Origin of the sequence: Streptomyces canus (assembly GCF_041435015.1) — a bacterium.
GTDB classification, from domain to species: domain Bacteria; phylum Actinomycetota; class Actinomycetes; order Streptomycetales; family Streptomycetaceae; genus Streptomyces; species Streptomyces canus_G.
This window is the reverse complement of the sequence record NZ_CP107989.1, coordinates 8,303,673-8,323,123: the sequence shown is the minus strand read 5'-3', so window position 1 is coordinate 8,323,123 and position 19,451 is coordinate 8,303,673. Positions and strand designations below refer to the sequence as shown.

Annotated in this window: 17 protein-coding genes; 2 read left to right on the top strand and 15 right to left on the bottom strand. The window is 70.2% G+C overall.

All coding sequences use genetic code 11. The features are described 5' to 3' along the window. Positions 1-53: 53 nt before the first annotated feature. Positions 54-1,283, top strand: a complete 1,230-nt coding sequence (locus OG841_RS38020) for a DUF349 domain-containing protein (RefSeq protein ID WP_057614175.1) — start codon at positions 54-56, stop codon at positions 1,281-1,283. A gap of 54 nt (positions 1,284-1,337) precedes the next feature. Here the strand turns inward: OG841_RS38020 and OG841_RS38015 are convergent, their stop codons facing one another. From OG841_RS38015 to pgsA, 15 genes are all read right to left on the bottom strand, one after another. Next, on the bottom strand, positions 1,338-3,872 hold the full coding sequence (locus OG841_RS38015; protein ID WP_328637240.1) for a bifunctional (p)ppGpp synthetase/guanosine-3',5'-bis(diphosphate) 3'-pyrophosphohydrolase: 2,535 nt from the start codon (positions 3,870-3,872) through the stop codon (positions 1,338-1,340). Between the two features lie 427 nt (positions 3,873-4,299). Next, entirely contained in the window at positions 4,300-4,848 is a 549-nt protein-coding gene (locus tag OG841_RS38010) for an adenine phosphoribosyltransferase (RefSeq protein ID WP_328637241.1), read from the bottom strand. Then, positions 4,845-5,951 (bottom strand): protein translocase subunit SecF, encoded by a 1,107-nt coding sequence (secF, locus tag OG841_RS38005; protein WP_328643488.1) that lies wholly within the window; start codon positions 5,949-5,951, stop codon positions 4,845-4,847. The genes OG841_RS38010 and secF overlap by 4 nt, the downstream gene beginning before the upstream one ends. Before the next feature lie 2 nt (positions 5,952-5,953). Further along, on the bottom strand, positions 5,954-7,696 hold the full coding sequence (gene secD / locus OG841_RS38000; protein WP_328637242.1) for a protein translocase subunit SecD: 1,743 nt from the start codon (positions 7,694-7,696) through the stop codon (positions 5,954-5,956). 131 nt (positions 7,697-7,827) lie between these two features. Then, positions 7,828-8,361, bottom strand: coding sequence for a preprotein translocase subunit YajC (gene yajC / locus OG841_RS37995; protein ID WP_328637243.1), 534 nt, complete (start codon positions 8,359-8,361; stop codon positions 7,828-7,830). A 174-nt stretch (positions 8,362-8,535) separates the two neighbouring features. Further along, positions 8,536-9,606: a Holliday junction branch migration DNA helicase RuvB gene (gene ruvB, locus OG841_RS37990; protein WP_328637244.1), complete on the bottom strand. Its 1,071-nt coding sequence runs from the start codon at positions 9,604-9,606 to the stop codon at positions 8,536-8,538. Between the two features lie 25 nt (positions 9,607-9,631). Then, positions 9,632-10,237 carry a Holliday junction branch migration protein RuvA gene (ruvA, locus tag OG841_RS37985; protein WP_328637245.1) on the bottom strand — a complete coding sequence of 202 codons (606 nt, stop codon included), beginning with the start codon at positions 10,235-10,237 and terminating at the stop codon, positions 9,632-9,634. Next, positions 10,234-10,773: a crossover junction endodeoxyribonuclease RuvC gene (gene ruvC, locus OG841_RS37980; protein WP_328643489.1), complete on the bottom strand. Its 540-nt coding sequence runs from the start codon at positions 10,771-10,773 to the stop codon at positions 10,234-10,236. Before ruvC ends, ruvA begins: the two co-directional genes overlap by 4 nt. A 132-nt stretch (positions 10,774-10,905) precedes the next feature. After that, on the bottom strand, positions 10,906-11,658 hold the full coding sequence (locus OG841_RS37975; RefSeq protein WP_328637246.1) for a YebC/PmpR family DNA-binding transcriptional regulator: 753 nt from the start codon (positions 11,656-11,658) through the stop codon (positions 10,906-10,908). 49 nt (positions 11,659-11,707) lie between these two features. Further along, entirely contained in the window at positions 11,708-12,313 is a 606-nt protein-coding gene (gene pdxT / locus OG841_RS37970; RefSeq protein ID WP_328637247.1) for a pyridoxal 5'-phosphate synthase glutaminase subunit PdxT, read from the bottom strand. Positions 12,314-12,319: 6 nt separating this feature from the next. Beyond that, a complete protein-coding gene (gene pdxS / locus OG841_RS37965) occupies positions 12,320-13,225 on the bottom strand; it encodes a pyridoxal 5'-phosphate synthase lyase subunit PdxS (protein WP_280856425.1) in 906 nt (301 codons plus the stop codon). 115 nt (positions 13,226-13,340) lie between these two features. Then, positions 13,341-13,883: a hypothetical protein gene (locus tag OG841_RS37960; RefSeq protein ID WP_328637248.1), complete on the bottom strand. Its 543-nt coding sequence runs from the start codon at positions 13,881-13,883 to the stop codon at positions 13,341-13,343. A gap of 225 nt (positions 13,884-14,108) precedes the next feature. Next, on the bottom strand, positions 14,109-15,278 hold the full coding sequence (locus OG841_RS37955) for a glycosyltransferase family 4 protein (RefSeq protein WP_328637249.1): 1,170 nt from the start codon (positions 15,276-15,278) through the stop codon (positions 14,109-14,111). Beyond that, positions 15,275-16,192, bottom strand: coding sequence for a phosphatidylinositol mannoside acyltransferase (locus OG841_RS37950; RefSeq protein ID WP_328637250.1), 918 nt, complete (start codon positions 16,190-16,192; stop codon positions 15,275-15,277). The genes OG841_RS37955 and OG841_RS37950 overlap by 4 nt, the downstream gene beginning before the upstream one ends. After that, the gene (gene pgsA / locus OG841_RS37945) at positions 16,189-16,956 is read right to left on the bottom strand and encodes a phosphatidylinositol phosphate synthase (RefSeq protein ID WP_365119960.1); all 768 of its coding nucleotides are present in this window, start codon (positions 16,954-16,956) and stop codon (positions 16,189-16,191) included. The genes OG841_RS37950 and pgsA overlap by 4 nt, the downstream gene beginning before the upstream one ends. A gap of 273 nt (positions 16,957-17,229) precedes the next feature. Between pgsA and OG841_RS37940 the strand changes: the two genes are divergently transcribed. Continuing rightward, a complete protein-coding gene (locus tag OG841_RS37940; RefSeq protein WP_328643490.1) occupies positions 17,230-19,428 on the top strand; it encodes an elongation factor G-like protein EF-G2 in 2,199 nt (732 codons plus the stop codon). Positions 19,429-19,451 lie beyond the last annotated feature (23 nt).

Here is a 19,451-nt window from a genome sequence, read left to right as displayed (position 1 = left end):
TGGACGATGCCCGGGGGCGCTGAAGCCTCTCGGCATCATGTGGAGGAGGCGCTGTGAGCAGCGACCCGTGGGGCCGCGTCGACGAGACGGGGACCGTGTACGTGCGTACGGCCGACGGCGAGCAGGTCGTCGGTTCCTGGCAGGCCGGCTCCCCCGAGGAAGCCCTGGCCTACTTCGAGCGCAAGTACGAGGGCCTGGTTGTCGAGATCGGCCTCCTCGAGAAGCGAGTGAAGACCACCGACCTGTCGGCGAAGGACGCTCAGGCGGCCATCGACCACATCCGCGAGCAGGTCGACGCGCATCACGCGGTCGGCGACCTGGACGCGCTCAAGGTGCGGTTGGACAAGCTCGTGGAGACCGTCGACAAGCGCCGCGAGGAGCGCAAGCAGCAGCGCGCGAAGCAGTCCGACGAGGCCCGGCACGCCAAGGAGGCGCTGGTCGTCGAGGCGGAGGAGCTGGCCCAGTCCGACCAGTGGCGGGCCGCCGGTGAGCGGCTGCGCGCGCTGGTGGACACCTGGAAGGGTCTGCCGCGCCTGGACCGCAAGTCGGACGACGAGCTGTGGCACCGCTTCTCGCACGCGCGCTCGGCGTTCTCCAAGCGCCGCAAGGCCCACTTCGCGTCGCTGGACGCGCAGCGCGAGGACGCCCGCAGGACCAAGGAGCGCCTGGTCGGCGAGGCCGAGGCACTGTCCGGGTCGACGGACTGGGGTCCGACGGCCGCGCGCTACCGCGAGCTGATGGCCGAGTGGAAGGCGGCCGGCCGCGCCCAGCGCGAGCACGAGGACGACCTGTGGAACCGCTTCCGCGGCGCCCAGGACGTGTTCTTCGCCGCCCGCAGCTCGGTCTTCGCCGAGCGGGACGCCGAGCAGACCGAGAACCTCAAGCTGAAGGAGGAGCTGGCCGAGGAGGCCGAGAAGCTCCTGCCGATCGGCGACCTGAAGAGCGCACGCGCCGCCTTCCGCGCGATCAACGAGCGCTGGGAGGCCATCGGTCACGTCCCTCGGGACGCCCGTCCTAAGGTCGAGGGCCGGATGCACACCGTCGAGCGCGCCCTCCAGGAGGCCGAGGAGACCGAGTGGCGCCGGACCAACCCGGAGGCACGCGCGCGTGCCGCGGGTCTGACCGGCCAGCTCCAGGCCGCTGTGGACAAGCTCAGGGGCCAGATCGACCAGGCACGCGCCCAGGGCAACAACGCCAGGGCCGACAAGCTGGAGCGTGAGCTGGAGGGCCGCCAGGCGCTCCTGGACCAGGCGCTCAAGGGTCTCCAGGAGTTCGGCGGCTGAGGCCGTATCGGAAAGGGCCCCGCACCGTGGGTGCGGGGCCCTTTCCCGTGTCTTCTACGACCGGTTCCGCGCCGAGGTCACGCGGTACACGTCGTACACGCCCTCGACTCCCCTGACCGCCTTCAGGACGTGACCGAGGTGCTTCGGGTCGCCCATCTCGAAGGTGAAGCGGGAGGTGGCGACGCGGTCGCGGGAGGTCTGGACGGCCGCGGAGAGGATGTTGACGTGCTGGTCGGACAGGACGCGGGTGACGTCCGAGAGGAGCCGGGAGCGGTCCAGGGCCTCGACCTGGATGGCGACCAGGAAGACCGAGGACTGCGTGGGCGCCCACTCGACCTCGAGGATGCGCTCGGGCTCGCGGGACAGTGACTCCACGTTGACACAGTCGCTGCGGTGAACCGATACGCCACTACCGCGGGTGACGAAGCCGATGATCGGGTCGCCCGGGACGGGTGTGCAACAGCGGGCCAGCTTGACCCACACGTCGTCGACGCCCTTGACGACGACGCCCGGGTCGGCGTTGGAGCGCCGCTTGCGACGGCCGCGGCTCGGCGGGACCGCCTCGTCGATCTCCTCGGTGGCCGCCTCCTCGCCGCCGAGCGCGGAGACGAGTTTCTGCACGATGTTCTGCGCGGAGACATGCCCCTCGCCGATCGCCGCGTACAGGGCGGAGATGTCGGAGTACCGCATCTCGTGCGCGAGCGTGACGAGCGAGTCGCCGGTGAGGATGCGCTGGATCGGCAGGTTCTGTTTGCGCATCGCGCGGACGATGGCGTCCTTGCCCTGCTCGATCGCCTCGTCGCGGCGCTCCTTGGAGAACCAGGCGCGGATCTTGTTGCGCGCCCGCGGCGACTTCACGAAGTTCAGCCAGTCCCGGGACGGACCGGCACCGGGTGCCTTGGACGTGAAGACTTCGACGAGGTCGCCGTTGTCCAGGGTCGATTCCAGCGGTACGAGACGGCCGTTGACCCGGGCTCCTATGGTGCGGTGGCCCACCTCGGTGTGCACCGCGTAGGAGAAGTCCACCGGTGTGGCACCGGCCGGCAGCGCTATGACGTCGCCCTTGGGGGTGAAGACGAAGACCTCGTTGCGGGAGAGGTCGAAGCGCAGGGACTCCAGGAACTCGCCGGGGTCCTCGGTCTCCTTCTGCCAGTCCAGGAGCTGGCGCAGCCACGCCATGTCGTTGAGGTGGTCGTCCTTGCCGGTGGTCCGCGGCTGGTCCGAGCGCACCTTGGAGGTACCGGCGACGGCCTCCTGCTTGTACTTCCAGTGCGCGGCGATGCCGTACTCGGCGCGGCGGTGCATGTCGAACGTACGGATCTGGAGTTCGACCGGCTTGCCGTTCGGGCCGATGACCGTGGTGTGCAGCGACTGGTACATGTTGAACTTGGGCATCGCGATGTAGTCCTTGAACCGGCCGGGGACCGGATTCCATCGCGCGTGCACGGTGCCGAGGGCGGCGTAACAGTCGCGGACGGTGTCGACGAGGACTCGGATGCCGACCAGGTCGTAGATCTCCGCGAAGTCGCGGCCGCGGACGATCATCTTCTGGTAGACGCTGTAGTAGTGCTTCGGTCGCCCGGTGACGGTGGCCTTGATCCGGGCCGCGCGCAGGTCGGACTGCACCTCGTCGGTCACTATGGCCAGGTACTCGTCACGCTTGGGCGCCCGCTCGGCCACCAGCCGTACGATCTCGTCGTACATCTTGGGGTAGAGGATCGCGAAGGCGAGGTCCTCCAGCTCCCACTTGATGGTGTTCATGCCGAGGCGGTGGGCGAGCGGAGCGTAGATCTCCAGCGTCTCGCGCGCCTTCTTCTCCTGCTTCTCGCGCTTGAGATAGCGCATGGTGCGCATGTTGTGCAGGCGGTCGGCGAGCTTGATGACCAGGACGCGCGGGTCCTTGGCCATGGCCACGACCATCTTGCGCACGGTCTCCGCCTGCGCGGCCTCGCCGAACTTGACCTTGTCCAGCTTGGTGACGCCGTCGACGAGCAGGGCGACGGAGTCGCCGAAGTCGCGCCGGAGCTGGTCGAGGCCGTACTCGGTGTCCTCGACGGTGTCGTGCAGCAGGCCCGCCATGAGGGTGGCCGGGTCCATGCCGAGCTCGGCGAGGATCGTGGTCACCGCGAGGGGGTGGGTGATGTACGGGTCGCCGCTCTTGCGCTTCTGGCCGCGGTGCCAGCGCTCGGCGACCTGGTAGGCCTTCTCGATCTGGCGCAGTGTCGCGGTCTCGATCTTCGGGTCGTTGCTGCGCACTATCCGCAGCAGGGGCTCCAGGACCGGGTTGTACGGGTTGGAGCGCTGGACGCCGAGGCGGGCGAGACGGGCGCGGACGCGGTTGGAGGAGCCGGTACGGGCGGGCTGGCCCGCGTTCGGACGGGCCGCGGGGGTCGCCGATGTGGAGTGCTCGGGAGCGGCGGGCTTGGGCCGGGGCGGTTCGGCCGGCTTCTCGACGGGCGCCGACTGGGCGTGCTCGACCGGCCCGCGGGCGTCGTTCGTCGCGCTCTTCGCGTCCGGCGCGGGCTTGGCCGCGGGCGCCGAGGCGGGCTCGGGCTTGGCGGCGGTAAGTGGCTGGGCCTCGTCTGGCAAGAGGACTCCTCGTGCGCGATCCGGGTCGATCCGGGTCCCCGGGTCAGGCTCCGGAGACCCCATGGTAGCGATCCCGCGCCCCGGGATCGCCTTCAGCCCGATGTGAGAGACGTCTACACGTGCAACAAGAGGGGCTGCCGCGTGATTCCTGAGGGTGGCGTGGAGGTGTGCGGCGCGGGACCCGTGGGTGGCCTGCGGATGGCGGGGAGGCCGGGCCGAAGCGAGTGGATCCGCGGGGGCGGGGTGGGCGCGTGGGTCCTGGGCGGTGGGGACGGGCGAGGATTTCACCGGCGTGAGCGTTCCTGAAGGGCCTGAAGGTGGTGAGTGCTTCTCGGCTCGCACAGAAGCCGCGTGGCTCCACTCGCTCCTCGTTCACATGCGAACGGCCGTCCCCGAAGGGGGACGGCCGTTCGTGCGGGGGTGTGGGTCAAACCTTGAGGAGTGACTCCAGGGGGGCTCCGGCCAGGGCCGGCTCCAGGCGGGCCCGGCCGCCCAGGAAGCCCAGTTCCATCAGGACCGCGAGGCCGGCGACCTCGGCGCCCGCCCGGCGGATCAGCTCGATCGAGGCCTCGGCGGTGCCGCCGGTGGCCAGGACGTCGTCGACGATCAGGATGCGGTCGTCGGCGGACAGATCCTCCGCGTGCACCTCGATCTCCGCCGAGCCGTACTCCAGGTCGTACGCCTGGCTGAGGGTCGCCCCGGGGAGCTTGCCCGCCTTGCGGACGGGGATGAAGCCGAGGCCCGCGCGGATCGCGACCGGGGCGCCGAGGATGAAGCCCCGGGCCTCCAGGCCGACGACCTTCGTGGCGCCGGTGTTCGCCGCGACCACCGCCAGAGCGTCGGTGAGCGCCGAGAACGCCGCAGGGTCCGCCAGGAGCGGAGTGATGTCCTTGAACATCACCCCCGGCTCCGGATAGTCGGCCACATCACGGATACGGCTGAGCAGCAACGCCGTGATGTCGGTGAGTTCGGTCATCGGCGCTTCCCCGAAGGACGGCCACGGCCCCGGCCCCGGGACGCGGGCTGGGTGCGCGGACCGACGACCGCGGGGGCGGCGTCGTCGTCCGGATCGTCGGAGACGGGACGCGCGTCGGCCACCTCCTCCTCGACGGACGCCTGGGCACGCTTGGCCAGGACCCGCTTCCTGAGGGCCTTCATCGCCGGCTCGCGCTCCTTGAGGTCGGCGACGAGCGGTGTGGCGATGAAGATCGAGGAGTACGCACCGGCGGCGAGACCGACGAACAGCGACAGCGAGATGTCGTTGAGCGTGCCCGCGCCGAGGAAACCGCCACCGATGAACAGCAGACCCGCCACCGGAAGCAGCGCGACCACCGTGGTGTTGATCGAACGGACCAGGGTGCCGTTGATCGAGCGGTTGGCGATGTCGCTGTAGGTCCAGCGGTTCTGCTTGGTGATGTCCTTGGTCTGCTCCTTGAGGGAGTCGAAGACGACCACCGTGTCGTAGAGCGAGTAACCGAGGATGGTCAGCAGACCGATCACCGTGCCCGGCGTGACCTCGAAGCCGACGAGGGCGTAGATGCCGACGGTGATGGTGATGTCGTGGATCAGGGCGACGAGCGCCGCGATGGCCATGCGCCATTCGAAGGCGATCGCCAGATAGATCACGACGAGGACCATGAAGATCGCCAGACCCTGCCAGGCCTTGTTGGCGATCTGGTCGCCCCAGCTGGGTCCGACCAGGTCGGCGGCGATGGTCTCCGGGTCGACCTTGAAGTCCTTGGCCAGGTCCGTCTTGATCTGGTCGGACTGCTTGGTGTCCATGCCGGCGATCTGGATGCGCAGCGTGTTGTTGCCGAGCTTCTGCACGACGGCGTCGTGGCCGGAGGCCTCCTTCGCGAAGTCCTCGGCCTGGGAGACCGAGACGCTGGTCTTCTCGGTGGTGAAGACCGCGCCGCCCTGGAAGTCGATGCCCATGTTGAGGCCGCGTACCGCGAGGCCCAGGATCGCCGTGATGGTGATCAGGATCGAGATGCCGTACCAGAGCTTGCGGTGACCGATGAAGTCGTAGCTGATCTCGCCACGGTGCAGTCGGGCGCCGAGATTGCCGAGTTTCGACATGCTCACGCCTCCTTCGTCTCAACGGGGGCGGAACGGCGGGTGCGGCGCAGCGGCGGCTTGGCACCCAGACTCTTCGGGTCGAGGCCGGACCACTTGCTGCCGCTCGCGAAGAACTTCCGACGGGCCAGCAGCGTCATCAGCGGCTTGGTGAAGAAGAAGACCACGACGACGTCGAGCACGGTGGTCAGACCGAGCGTGAACGCGAAGCCCTGGACCTTGCCGACCGTCACGATGAACAGCACCGCGGCGGCAAGGAACGACACGAAGTCGGAGACCAGGATGGTGCGCCGGGCACGCGGCCAGGCCCGCTCGACGGCGGGGCGCAGCGAGCGTCCCTCGCGGATCTCGTCCCTTATGCGTTCGAAGTACACGATGAACGAGTCCGCGGTGATACCGATGGCGACGATGGCACCGCACACGGCCGGCAGGTTCAGCGCGAAGCCGATGGCCGGGCCGAGCAGCGCCATGAGCACGTAGGTGAGGATGCCGGAGACCAGCAGCGAGGCCATCGCGACGAGCGACAGACCCCGGTAGTAGGCCACCAGGTAGATCACGACCAGCAGGAGGCCGATGGCACCGGCGAGCAGACCGGCGTGCAGCTGGTCACCACCGAGCGCCGCGGTCACGGTGGTCACGCTCTGCTCCTGGAAGGAGAGCGGGAGGGCGCCGTACGACAGCATGTTGGCGAGGTTCTGCGCCTCGTCCTGCGTGAAGCTGCCGGAGATCTGGGCGTTGCCGCCGGCGATCGAGGAGCTCACGGTGGGGCTGGAGACGACCTGGCCGTCGAGGACGATGCCGAACTCGTTCTGCGGCTGGGTGTTCTTCGCGAGCTGGCCCGTGATGTCCGCGAACTTCTTCGCGCCCTTGCTGTTGAAGGTCATGTTGACCTGCCAGCCGGCGGCGTTCTGGGTGTCGAAGACCGCCTGGGCCTTCTTGACCTCGGTGCCGGCGACGGCGGCCGGGCCGAGCACGTACTTGAACCAGACGCCGTTGTACTCGCCGCAGCCCACGGTGGTGTCGCCCGGCTTGGCGCCCTCGCCCGCGGTGGTGCGCTGCGCCTTCTTGGAGCAGTCCAGGGCGGTGTACTGGGCCTGGAGCTTGGCCTGGGCGGCGGACGGAGCGGGGGCCGACGGGGAGGCGGAGGTCGACGCGCTCGCGGACGCCGACGGCGTGGCGTCGGCCTTCAGCGCGTCGGTGACGGCGCGGCCCTGCGAGGTGGCGGAGGCCGACGGGGAGGACGACGAGGTCGCCTTCTCGCCGGTTCCGGACTTGCTCGCGGAGGGGCTCGGCGAGGCGGTCGAGGAGCCGCTGGCGGACGGGCTCGGCGAGGCCGCGCCGCTGCCGGTGGCATCCTGCGCGAGGACCGGACGGAAGTACAGCTTGGCGGTGGTGCCGACCTGGTCGCGGGCCTCCTTGGAGTTGGTGCCCTTGGGGATGTTCACGATGATGTTGCGATCACCCTGGGTCTGCACCTCCGCCTCGGAGACGCCCAGGCCGTTGACGCGGCGGTTCATGATGTCGACCGCGGTGTTCATGTTGGCCTTGTTGAGCGCGGACCCCTGGTCGGCCTTTGCCTCCAGCGTGATGCTGGTGCCTCCGGCAAGGTCGATGCCGAGACGCGGGGTGGTGTGTCCGGAGAGGAACATTCCACCGGTGAGCGCCACGATGGCGATCAGGATCAGGGCCAGCGTGCGCCCTGGCTTGCTCTGGGCACTCGCGCTCCGGCCCCTTTTGGGTGCTGCCACCTTCTCGTACTCCCTCTCGGGCCGCTCTCGCGCCGGGTCGGCGGGCGGGCGGCCATGACTGGTGTCGGGATCCCGTGCGAGCCGCGCAGATCCGGGGCGCGCGGAGCTGGTCCGCGCACCCCGGAGTGCGACTACTTCGCGCCGGAGTCGCCGTCGGTCTTCTTCGGCTCGTCGTCCGACTTCGCCTCGGCTGCCTCGGTCTCGGCGTCGGCCTTGGCGGGCGCGTCGTCGGCGGGCTCCTCGGCCGTGTCCTTCTTACCGAGGTCGACGGACTTCTCGTCGGAGGCGGCGGCAGCTTCGTCGGCGGACTCGTCGGTCTCGGTGTCGGTGAGGGAGGAGGCGTCGTCCGGGACGACGTCGGAGTCGGACTTCAGGTCGTGCTCGATGCCGTGGACGATGCGGTTGTACTCGTCGTCGGACAGGACGGCACCGATGGCGTTCTTCGCGAAGAGAAGATCGATGCCGGGACCGGCGTCGAGGAGGACCGTGTCCTCGTTGACCTCCTTGACCGTGGCGTACATGCCCCCGATGGTGCGGACGCCGCTGCCGGGCTGCATGTCATTCCGCATGCTCGCGGCCTGCTGCTGCTTCTTCTTGGCCGAGCGGGTCATCAGGAACATGGCCCCGATGAGCACGATGAACGGGAGGAGGGTCACGAGACTCACGGGTCGGTACTTCCTTCACGCGACCGCGATGTGAGCGGCCTGATGGTTGGGGGTATGTCTGCCGCCGACAAAGGCGGCATCGGCGGAGTCTAAGCGAGTCCGCGCGCAGTGAACAACGCTCAGCATGGCACCAGGGTTCCTGACCCGGCCAATGCCCGCGCCGTCACGATCGCGTCACGTCCCGAACAGGTCTTGTTGTCCGTTTCCTGTGGACGCCGAGCGGGGCGGGGTGAGGCCGAGATGCGCCCATGCGGCGGGAGTGGCGACCCGTCCACGGGGCGTACGGGCGAGGAGACCCTCGCGCACGAGGAAGGGTTCGGCGACCTCCTCGACGGTCTCGCGCTCCTCCCCCACCGCGACCGCGAGGGTGGACAGGCCGACCGGGCCGCCGCCGAAGAGCTTGAGCAGGGCTTCCAGGACTCCGCGGTCGAGGCGGTCGAGGCCGCGGGCGTCGACCTCGTAGACCTTGAGCGCTGCCGCGGCGATGTCGCGCGTGACGACTCCGTCAGCCCTGACCTGGGCGTAGTCCCGGACCCGGCGCAGCAGACGGTTGGCGATACGGGGCGTGCCGCGGGAGCGGCCAGCGATTTCGGCGGCGCCGTCGGAACCGATCTCGACGTCGAGCAGGTTGGCCGAGCGGTGGATGACGCGTTCCAGCTCGGCGGGTTCGTAGAACTCCATGTGCGCGGTGAAGCCGAAGCGGTCGCGCAGCGGAGGCGGCAGCAGGCCCGCGCGCGTGGTGGCGCCGACCAGCGTGAACGGGGGCAGCTCCAGCGGGATGGCGGTGGCGCCGGGGCCCTTGCCGACGATGACGTCGACGCGGAAGTCCTCCATCGCCATGTAGAGCATCTCCTCGGCGGGCCGCGACATGCGGTGGATCTCGTCGAGGAAGAGGACCTCGCCCTCCTGGAGGGAGGAGAGGATCGCCGCGAGGTCACCGGCGTGCTGGATGGCGGGGCCGCTGGTGATCCGGATCGGGGCGTTCATCTCGGCCGCGATGATCATCGACAGGGTGGTCTTGCCGAGGCCGGGGGCGCCGGAGAGCAGCACGTGGTCGGCGGTGGCCCCCCGCGCGCGTGCCGCGCTGAGCACCAGGTCGAGCTGTTCGCGCACCTTCTCCTGGCCGATGAACTCGTCCAGGTCCTTGGGGCGCAGGGCGGCCTCCACCGCCTGGTCCTCACGGTCGGCGGACGCACCGACGAGCCGCTCGGAGGCGGTCGCGTCGGTGGTGTCGTCCCAGTTCATGTGGTGTGCCTCTGTGTCGGGTGGGTCAGCGGGCGCGGTTCAGGGTCTGGAGGGCCGCCTTCAGCAGCGAACCGACCTGGGGGGTGCCCTCGGCCGCCTCCGCCTGCGGGGCGACGGCGGTGACGGCCTCGTCGGCCTCGCGCGTGGCGTATCCGAGGCCGATCAGGGCGGCGTGCAGCTGGTCGCGCCAGCCCTGGGTGACCGGAGCGCCGATCGCGGGCGCGCCGATCGGCTCGCCCAGTCGATCCTTCAACTCCAGGAGCAGCTTCTGGGCGCCCTTCTTGCCGATGCCGGGCACGGCGATGAGCGCCTTCTCGTCGCCCGTGGCCACCGCTCGGCGCAGCGCGTCGGGCGCGTGCACCGCCAGCATGGACTGGGCCAGCCGCGGGCCGACTCCGCTCGCGGTCTGCAGCAGTTCGAAGACCTGGCGCTCGTCGTCGTCGACGAAGCCGTAGAGGGTGAGGGAGTCCTCCCGCACGACGAGGGAGGTGGCGAGCTTGGCGGGCTTGCCGAGGCGGAGCGTCGACAGCGTGTTCGGCGTGCATTGCACCGCCATGCCGACACCGCCGACCTCGACCACGGCGGCGTCGGGAGCGAGTGCGGCGACCGTGCCGCTCACAAAGGCGATCATGCCGTACGGCCTTTCCGTGCTGTGGCTGCGTGCAGGGCGACGGCCTGCTGGAGTCGGTTCTGGGCGGGCGCGCGCCAGATGTGGCAGATGGCGAGCGCGAGGGCGTCGGCCGCGTCGGCCGGCTTGGGCGGCGCGTCGAGCCGCAGCAGGCGGGTGACCATGGCGCCGACCTGGGCCTTGTCGGCGCGTCCGCTGCCGGTGACGGCGGCCTTGACCTCGCTCGGGGTGTGCAGGGCGACGGGGATGCCGCGGCGGGCGGCGCACAGCATCGCGACGGCGCTGGCCTGGGCGGTGCCCATCACCGTACGGACGTTGTGCTGGCTGAACACCCGCTCCACGGCGACGCATTCGGGCCGGTGCTCGTCCAGCCACTGCTCGATGCCCTGCTCGACGGCGACGAGCCGCTGCCCCAACTCGGCGTCCGCCGACGTGCGTACGACCCCGACGCCGATCATCGTGAGCGGCCGGCCGGCGATGCCTTCGACCACACCGACACCGCACCGCGTCAGTCCGGGGTCCACCCCGAGTACGCGCACGCTCACCCCGCCCTTCGCTCTCCTGTTTGTGCAGGCTATCGGGTGCCACCGACAACGGGGGTCGGCGACGCCCGGCAACGCGACGGGCCGACGGGGGTGTCCCGTCGGCCCGTTCGAAGCTTGAGTGTCGGCTCAGGCGTCGACCTTCTCCATGACCTCGTCGCTCACGTCGAAGTTGGCGAAGACGTTCTGCACGTCGTCGCTGTCCTCGAGCGCGTCGATCAGCTTGAAGATCTTCTTGGCGCCCTCCTCGTCCAGTTCGACCTGCATGGTCGGGACGAAGTTGGCGTCGGCGGAGTCGTAGTCGATCCCGGCGTCCTGGAGGGCGGTGCGGACGGCGACCAGGTCGGTGGCCTCGCTGAGCACCTCGAAGGACTCGCCCAGGTCGTTGACCTCCTCGGCGCCTGCGTCCAGGACCGCGGTGAGGACGTCGTCCTCGGTCAGCTCGCCCTTGGGGACGATGACGACGCCCTTGCGGTTGAAGAGGTAGGACACCGAGCCGGGGTCGGCCATGGAGCCGCCGTTGCGGGTCATGGCGACACGGACGTCGGAGGCTGCGCGGTTGCGGTTGTCGGTGAGGCACTCGATGAGCACCGCGACGCCGTTCGGGCCGTAGCCCTCGTACATGATCGTCTCGTAGTCGGCGCCGCCGGCCTCGAGACCGCCGCCGCGCTTGACCGCGGAGTCGATGTTCTTGTTCGGGACCGACGACTTCTTCGCCTTCTGGATGGCGTCGTAGAGAGTCGGGTTGCCCTCGATGTCGACGCCGCCCATGCGGGCCGCGACCTCGATGTTCTTGATCAGCTTCGCGAAGAGCTTGCCGCGCTTGGCATCGATCACGGCCTTCTTGTGCTTCGTCGTAGCCCATTTAGAGTGGCCGGACATCTGCCTGTCTCCTTCGCGTAACCCCTACACACAACGAACGCCAGAGATCCTACAAGGACTCGGCCGCCCGGTTCGCGCGCACCATGTCGACGAACAGGGAGTGCACGCGGTGGTCGCCGGTCAGTTCCGGGTGGAACGACGTGGCGAGCGCGTTGCCCTGACGCACGGCGACGATGTGGCCTTCGTGCTCGGCGAGCACCTCGGCCTCGACGCCGACGGACTCGACCCAGGGGGCGCGGATGAAGACGCCCTCTACAGGATCGCCCTCGACACCCTTCACGTCGACCGCCGCTTCGAAGGACTCGTTCTGACGTCCGAAGGCGTTGCGGCGCACGATCATGTCGATGCCGCCGATCGTCTCCTGGCCCGAGCGCGGGTCGAGGATCTTGTCGGCCAGCATGATCAGGCCCGCGCAGGTGCCGTAGACAGGCATCCCGGCACGCACACGCGCGCGGAGCGGCTCCATCACGCCGAACAGGACCGCCAGTTTGGAGATGGTGGTGGACTCGCCGCCGGGAAGGACGAGGCCGTCCACCTCGGCGAGTTCGTCGGGGCGCCGCACCGGCCTGGCCACGGCGTCGGCCGCGGCCAGGGCTACGAGGTGCTCCCGGACGTCGCCCTGGAGGGCCAGGACGCCTATGACAGGAGTGCTCATGAGTGGTTACCAGCCGCGGTTGGCGTAGCGCTCGGTCTCGGGGAGGGTGTCGCAATTGATGCCGACCATGGCCTCGCCGAGGTTGCGGGACGCGTCCGCGATGATCTTCGGGTCGTCGTAGAAGGTCGTGGCCTTCACGATGGCGGCGGCGCGCTTGGCGGGGTCGCCGGACTTGAAGATGCCGGAGCCGACGAAGACGCCCTCGGCGCCGAGCTGGCGCATCAGGGCGGCGTCGGCCGGGGTGGCCACGCCGCCGGCGGAGAACAGCACGACCGGGAGCTTGCCGAGTTCGGCGACCTCCTTGACGAGCTCGTACGGGGCGCGCAGCTCCTTGGCGGCGGCGTACAGCTCGTGGTTGTCGTAGCCGCGCAGCCTGGCGATCTCGTTCTTGATCTGGCGCAGGTGGCGGACGGCCTCGACGACGTTGCCGGTGCCGGCCTCGCCCTTGGAGCGGATCATGGCCGCGCCCTCGGCGATGCGGCGCAGGGCCTCGCCCAGGTTGGTGGCGCCGCAGACGAAGGGCGTCGTGAAGGACCACTTGTCCGAGTGGTTGACCTCGTCGGCCGGGGTGAGGACCTCGGACTCGTCGATGTAGTCGACGCCGAGGGACTGCAGGACCTGGGCCTCGACGAAGTGGCCGATGCGCGACTTGGCCATGACCGGGATCGAGACGGCCTCGATGATCTCCTCGATCATGGTCGGGTCCGACATGCGGGCCACGCCGCCGTCCTTGCGGATGTCGGCCGGAACCCGCTCCAGGGCCATGACGGCCACGGCGCCCGCGTCCTCGGCGATCTTCGCCTGCTCGGCGTTGACGACGTCCATGATCACGCCGCCCTTGAGCTGCTCCGCCATGCCGCGCTTCACGCGCGCGGTGCCGGTCTCGGGAGCCTGGTTCTCGGTGCTGGACACGGGTTGACCTCGCTGAAGTGAAAGGGACTGCTGCAGCACCGAGGAAACGTCACCGGACCAGGCCACAGCAAGGGCCAATGGAGAGATGGTGGATCGTTTTGGTGCGGCCCTGGTCCTACGCTGCCCGGTCGACCAAGGCCGCGGGGGGCTCGTCGTCCATCTCGAAGGCCATCGGGAAGGGGGCGTGACCGGCCAGGCGGAACCAGCGGACCTTGCGGTGCTGGCGCAGGCGGCGGGCGGCGCCGACCGCGTCGTTGTGGAAACGGCGGGCCATCGGGACCCGTCGTACCGCCTCGGTGAGTTCGTGGGCCGCCGCCTCTCCCCCGGGCGCCTCGCGGACCGCCTCCACCTGGGCCGGCTCCCCGAACACGGCCCGCAACGCCTGGCTCAGATCGCTCTCGGCGACCTCCCGCTGCTCCTCCTCGGCCTGCCGGGCGGCGTGTGCGGCCTCGTACAGGACGATCGACGCGGCCGGGTCGAGCACGCCCGAGGTGGCCAGTTCCTGGGCCACGGAGGCACGGCGGAGCAACTGCGCGTCCAGGCCCGCGCGCGTGGCGTCGATCCTGGCGTGCAGCCGGTCGAGACGGCCCGCGGTCCAGCTCAGATAAAGGCCGATCGCGACGAGCGCGACGAGAATCCAGATGAGGGTGGGAGTCACGGGCAGCAAGGCTATCGGGGCGGGTTGGGGCGGGACGGGTCAGGCACGGGGCGGAGCCACGCAGCCGTCATGAGGGCCCGCCCGAGGGTGTGCCTCACCGGCCCACCACAGCCGAACCCGCAATCCCGTGCCCCACCGGCCCACCGGCCCACCGGCCCACCGCAAGCGAATCAACGACCCCGTGCCCCGCCGGTCCCCCGCCGCAGTCGGCGCCCCGCGCGGCGGTCAGTCGCGGGCCAGTCCGAGTCGGGCGCGCAATCCCGGGCCGCGGTCGACATCCGCCGCGGCCACCGCTGCGGCGCCCGACGTCACCGTCTCGTAGACCGACAGGATGTCCGCCCCGACCGTCGACCAGTCGAACCGCCGGACGTGCGCGCTGCCGCGCTCTCGCAGTTCGGTCAGCCTCGCCGGGTCCCCGAGGAGCCGTAGCGCCGCCGCCGCCAGTGCGTCCGCGTCCTCGTTGGCGAAGAGTTCGCCCGCCGCGCCGTGGTCGAGGACCTGGGCGAAGGCATCGAGGTCGGAGGCGAGCACCGGGGCGCCCGCCGACATGGCCTCGACGAGGATGATCCCGAAGCTCTCGCCGCCCGTGTTGGGGGCGACGTACAGGTCGACGCTCCGCAGGAAGCGGGCCTTGTCCATGTCGCTGACCATGCCGAGGAACTCCACGCGCGCGCGCAGCTCCTCGGGGAGCGACTCCACCGCCTCCTCCTCGTCGCCGCGCCCGGCCACCAGCAGCCGGGTCCGCGGACGCTCGGCGAGGATCTTCGGCAGGGCCTTCATCAGCACCGGCAGGCCCTTGCGTGGTTCGTCGATGCGCCCCATGAAGCCGATCGTGTCGCCCTGCCACTCGGGCTTCGGCTCTGCCTTGGCGAAGAAGTCGACGTCCACGCCGTTCGGGATCACCACCGCGTCCCCGCCGAGGTGCTCGACGAGCGTGCGGCGGGCGTACTCGCTCACGGCGATCCGGGCGCTGATCTTCTCCAGGGCGGCCTGGAGGATCGGGTACGCGGCGATCATGACCCGGGAGCGCGGGTTCGAGGTGTGGAAGGTGGCGACGATCGGGCCCTGTGCGGCCCAGCAGGTCAGCAGGCCGAGCGACGGCGAGGACGGCTCATGGATGTGGACCACGTCGAACTCGCCGTCATGCAACCAGCGGCGCACCCGTGCCGCCGACAGGAAACCGAAGCTGAGGCGGGCCACCGAGCCGTTGTACGGCACCGGAACCGCGCGGCCGGCCGAGACGACGTACGGCGGCAGCGGGGTGTCGTCGTCGGCCGGGGCGAGGACGGACACCTCGTGGCCGAGACGGATGAAGTACTCGGCGAGATCGCGGATGTGGAACTGGACGCCACCCGGCACATCCCAGGAGTACGGGCAGACGATGCCGATTCTCACGGGCGGGCCCCGTCCGACGGACGCGGCTCGAGATCCTTCAGCCACAAGCGCTGCAGCATGTGCCAGTCCTCCGGGTGGTCGGCGATCCCTGTGGCGAAGGCATCGGCCAGCGCCTGTGCCATGACAGACGTCTTTTCGGCCCGCGTACCTGTCTCGGGCACCTCGACCGGCGGATGCACCCTTCCCTGCATGACCGGCGAGTCGTCGTACCAGAGTGTCACCGGCAGCAGCAGCGCGCCTGTCTGCTGGGCGAGCAGGGCCGGGCCCGCGGGGATACGGGTCGCCTCGCCGAAGAACCGCACCTCGACCCCGGACGACGACAGGTCGCGCTCGGCGACCAGACAGACCAGACCGCCGTCACGCAGCCGCCGGGCCAGCGTGCCGAAGGCGGTGCCGCCGCTGTGCGGGAGCACCTCCATCCCCAGGCCCTCGCGGTAGGCGACGAAACGGTCGTACAGCGTCTCCGGCTTGAGCCGCTCGGCGACCGTCGTGAACGGTGTCTCCAGCTTGGTGGTGACCCAGGCGCCGGCGAGGTCCCAGTTGGCCATGTGCGGCAGCGCGAGGATGACGCCCTTGCCGGCCGCGAGCCCCTCGGTCAGATAGTGGAGGTCCTTCGGGTCGAAGCCGCCCTTTATGCGCTCCTTGCTCCAGGCGGGCAGCCGGAAGGATTCCATCCAGTAGCGCAGATACGAGCGCATGCCCGCGCGCGAGAGCTCGGCGAGGCGCTCGGGGCTCGCGTCGGGCACCACGCGCGCGTAGTTGCTCTCCAGTCGGAGCACGCCCTTGCCGCGCTGTTTCCAGGCCAGGTCGGCGATGCTCCGGCCGAGGCGCACGGCGACCGGCTCGGGGAGCTTCTTGACCACGCCCCAGCCCAGGCCGTACAGCGAGTCCGTCAGCCGCTCCTGGGCGCTCACTTCGCGGCCTCGCTCCCCTGTTCCTGCGACTTCTGCTTCTCCTCGACGGCGGCCGACTCGGGAGGCGCCGATTCGGCGGTGTCCGACTCCGCCGCTCCCGACGCGACGGCACCCGGCTCAGCGGCGTCGGCCTCGGCCTCGGCCTCCGCCGACTCCCGGCGGACCGTGACGACCCGCTGGATCAGCGTGACCAGGCTGCCGACGGCGACGATCCACAGCGCGATCGGCAGCAGGTACTGGATACCCGGCACACCGAACTTGTGCAGGCCCGCCAATCCGGCCGCGACCAGCGAGATCACCAGGCGCTCGGCGCGCTCGACGAGGCCGTTGACGGCGACCGGCAGCCCGATCGACTCGCCACGGGCCTTCGTGTACGACACCACCTGGCCGCTGGCCAGGCAGAAGATGGAGACCGCGCAGAGCGCGATGTCGTCGCCGCCCCCGGCGTACCAGAGGGCGAAGCCGCCGAAGATCGCGCCGTCGGCGACGCGGTCGAGGGTGGAGTCGAGGAAGGCGCCCCAACGGCTGGAGCGGCCGAGCTGGCGGGCCATGTTGCCGTCGACGAGGTCGGAGAACACGAAGAGCGTGATCACGACCGTGCCCCAGAAGAACTCACCCATGGGGTAGAAGACCAGCGCGCCCGCGACCACTCCGGCGGTACCGAGGAGCGTGACCGTGTCGGGGCTGACGCCCCTTCTGATCAGAAATGTGGCGAACGGCGTGAGAACACGCGTGAAGAATGCACGCGCGTACTTGTTCAGCATGGCCTTCCCGACGGTCGGTGTGGCCGGCTCGGCCCCTGCTGGCCACCGGCTGGCCCATCGTAGCCACGCGCGCGCGTGGGCGACGGCCGGGCACCCGGAGCCCGTGTCACGGGCCCGCGCCATCCGGGCCACCGGGCGATCGCGTCCGTCGTATGGACGCACCGTGACGGGAGTGGAAAGCTCGAAGGACCGCGGGCGTCACCGGAGCCGCACCGCACGCGGGTCCGCATGTCCGCGCCCACAGAGACCTCACCGTGCACGGGAGGCAAGGCCATGGGCGACAAGGCGAACGCACACCCCGGAGCCGCCGGCAGGGCAGCAGCGGCCGACCACCCCGCGTCCGTACGGAATGTGGTGCTGGTCGGCCACTCCGGTTCGGGCAAGACGACATTGGTGGAAGCTCTCGCGCTGACAGCGGGGGCGGTGAACCGGGCGGGCCGCGTGGAGGACGGCGGCACCGTCTCCGACTACGACGAGATCGAGCACCGGCAGCAACGCTCGGTGCAGCTCTCCCTGGTGCCCGTCGAATGGGACGGGTACAAGATCAATCTTCTGGACACCCCCGGATACGCCGACTTCGTCGGGGAGCTCAGGGCCGGTCTGCGAGCGGCGGACGCGGCCCTTTTCGTCGTCTCGGCCTCGGACGGGGTGGACGGCTCCACACGCATGGTGTGGGAGGAGTGCGCGGCCGTCGGCATGCCCCGGGCGATCGTCGTCACGCACCTGGAGGCCGCCCGGGCGGACTTCGAGGAGATGACGCGGATCTGCGCGGAGGCCTTCGGCGGCGACGATCCCGACGCCGTACTCCCGCTCTACCTGCCGCTGCACGGCCCGCAGGGGCCCGACGGGCACGCGCCCGTGACCGGGCTGACCGGTCTGCTGTCGCAGAAGCTGTTCGACTACTCGTCCGGGGAGCGCAAGGAGGCAGAGCCGGGCGAGGACCTGCTGCCGGGCATCGAGGAGGCCCGCAACCGGCTGATCGAGGGGATCATCTCGGAGAGCGAGGACGAGACCCTCATGGACCGCTACCTCGGCGGCGAGGAGATCGACTTCAAGACGCTCGTGGAGGATCTGGAGCGGGCCGTCGCGCGCGGGGTGTTCCACCCGGTCCTGGCCGCCGCCCCCGCGGCCGACGGTGCCCGGCAGGGGCTCGGCACGGTCGAACTGCTCGAGCTGGTCACCGGCGGTTTCCCGACGCCGTTCGAGCACCCCACGCCGGGCGTCACGACGATCGACGGCAAGCCGCGCGAGATCAAGGCGTGCGACACCGAGGGGCCGCTGGTCGCGGAGGTCGTGAAGACCGCGTCCGATCCGTACGTCGGCCGGATCTCTTTGGTGCGGGTCTTCTCCGGCACCCTGCGCCCGGACGCGACGGTCCATGTCTCCGGTCACGGGCTCGCCGACCGCGGGCACGAGGACCACGACGTCGACGAACGCATCGGCGCGCTGTCCGCCCCCTTCGGCAAACAGCAGCGCTCCCTCACGCACTGCATCGCGGGCGACCTCGCGTGCGTGGCGAAGCTGAGCCGCGCGGAGACCGGCGACACCCTCTCGGCCAAGGACGACCCGCTGCTCATGGAGCCGTGGGAGATGCCCGACCCGCTGTTGCCGCTCGCCATCCAGGCGCACAGCAAGGCGGACGAGGACAAGCTCTCGCAGGGCCTCTCCCGGCTGGTCGCCGAGGACCCGACCATGCGTCTCGAACAGAACCAGGACACCCACCAGGTCGTCCTGTGGTGCCTGGGCGAGGCGCACGCGGACGTGGCTCTGGAGCGACTGCGCAGCCGCTACGGCGTGCAGGTGGACGTCGTACCGCACCGGGTCTCCCTGCGCGAGACGTTCGCCGACAAGTCGACCGGGCGCGGGCGCCATGTGAAGCAGTCCGGCGGGCACGGGCAGTTCGCCATCTGCGAGATCGAGGTGGAGCCGCTGCCGGGCGGCTCGGGCATCGAGTTCGTGGACAAGGTCGTCGGGGGCGCGGTGCCACGACAGTTCATCCCGTCCGTGGAGAAGGGCGTACGGGCACAGGCTGCCAAGGGGGTCGCGTCCGGCCATCAGCTCATCGACGTACGGGTGACGCTGCTGGACGGCAAGGCGCACTCCGTGGACTCCTCTGACGCCGCGTTCCAGACGGCCGGGGCGCTGGCCCTCAGGGAGGCCGCGGCCGACGCGAGGATCCATCTGCTGGAGCCGGTCGCCGAGGTGTCCGTCCTGGTCGGCGACGACTACGTGGGTGCCGTGATGAGCGACCTGTCCGGACGGCGCGGCCGGGTGCTCGGCACCGAGCAGACCAACGGCGGGCGCACGCTGATCAAGGCCGAGGTGCCGGAGATCGAGATCGGGCGGTACGCGGTGGACCTCAGGTCCCTGTCGCACGGCACCGCGCGCTTCAGTCGGTCCTACGCGCGGCACGAGCCCATGCCGCCACAGATCGCAGAGAGGATCCGCGGGGAGGCGCGCGACGCCTCGTAGTCCCTCGGCAGGCAACGTTTGCC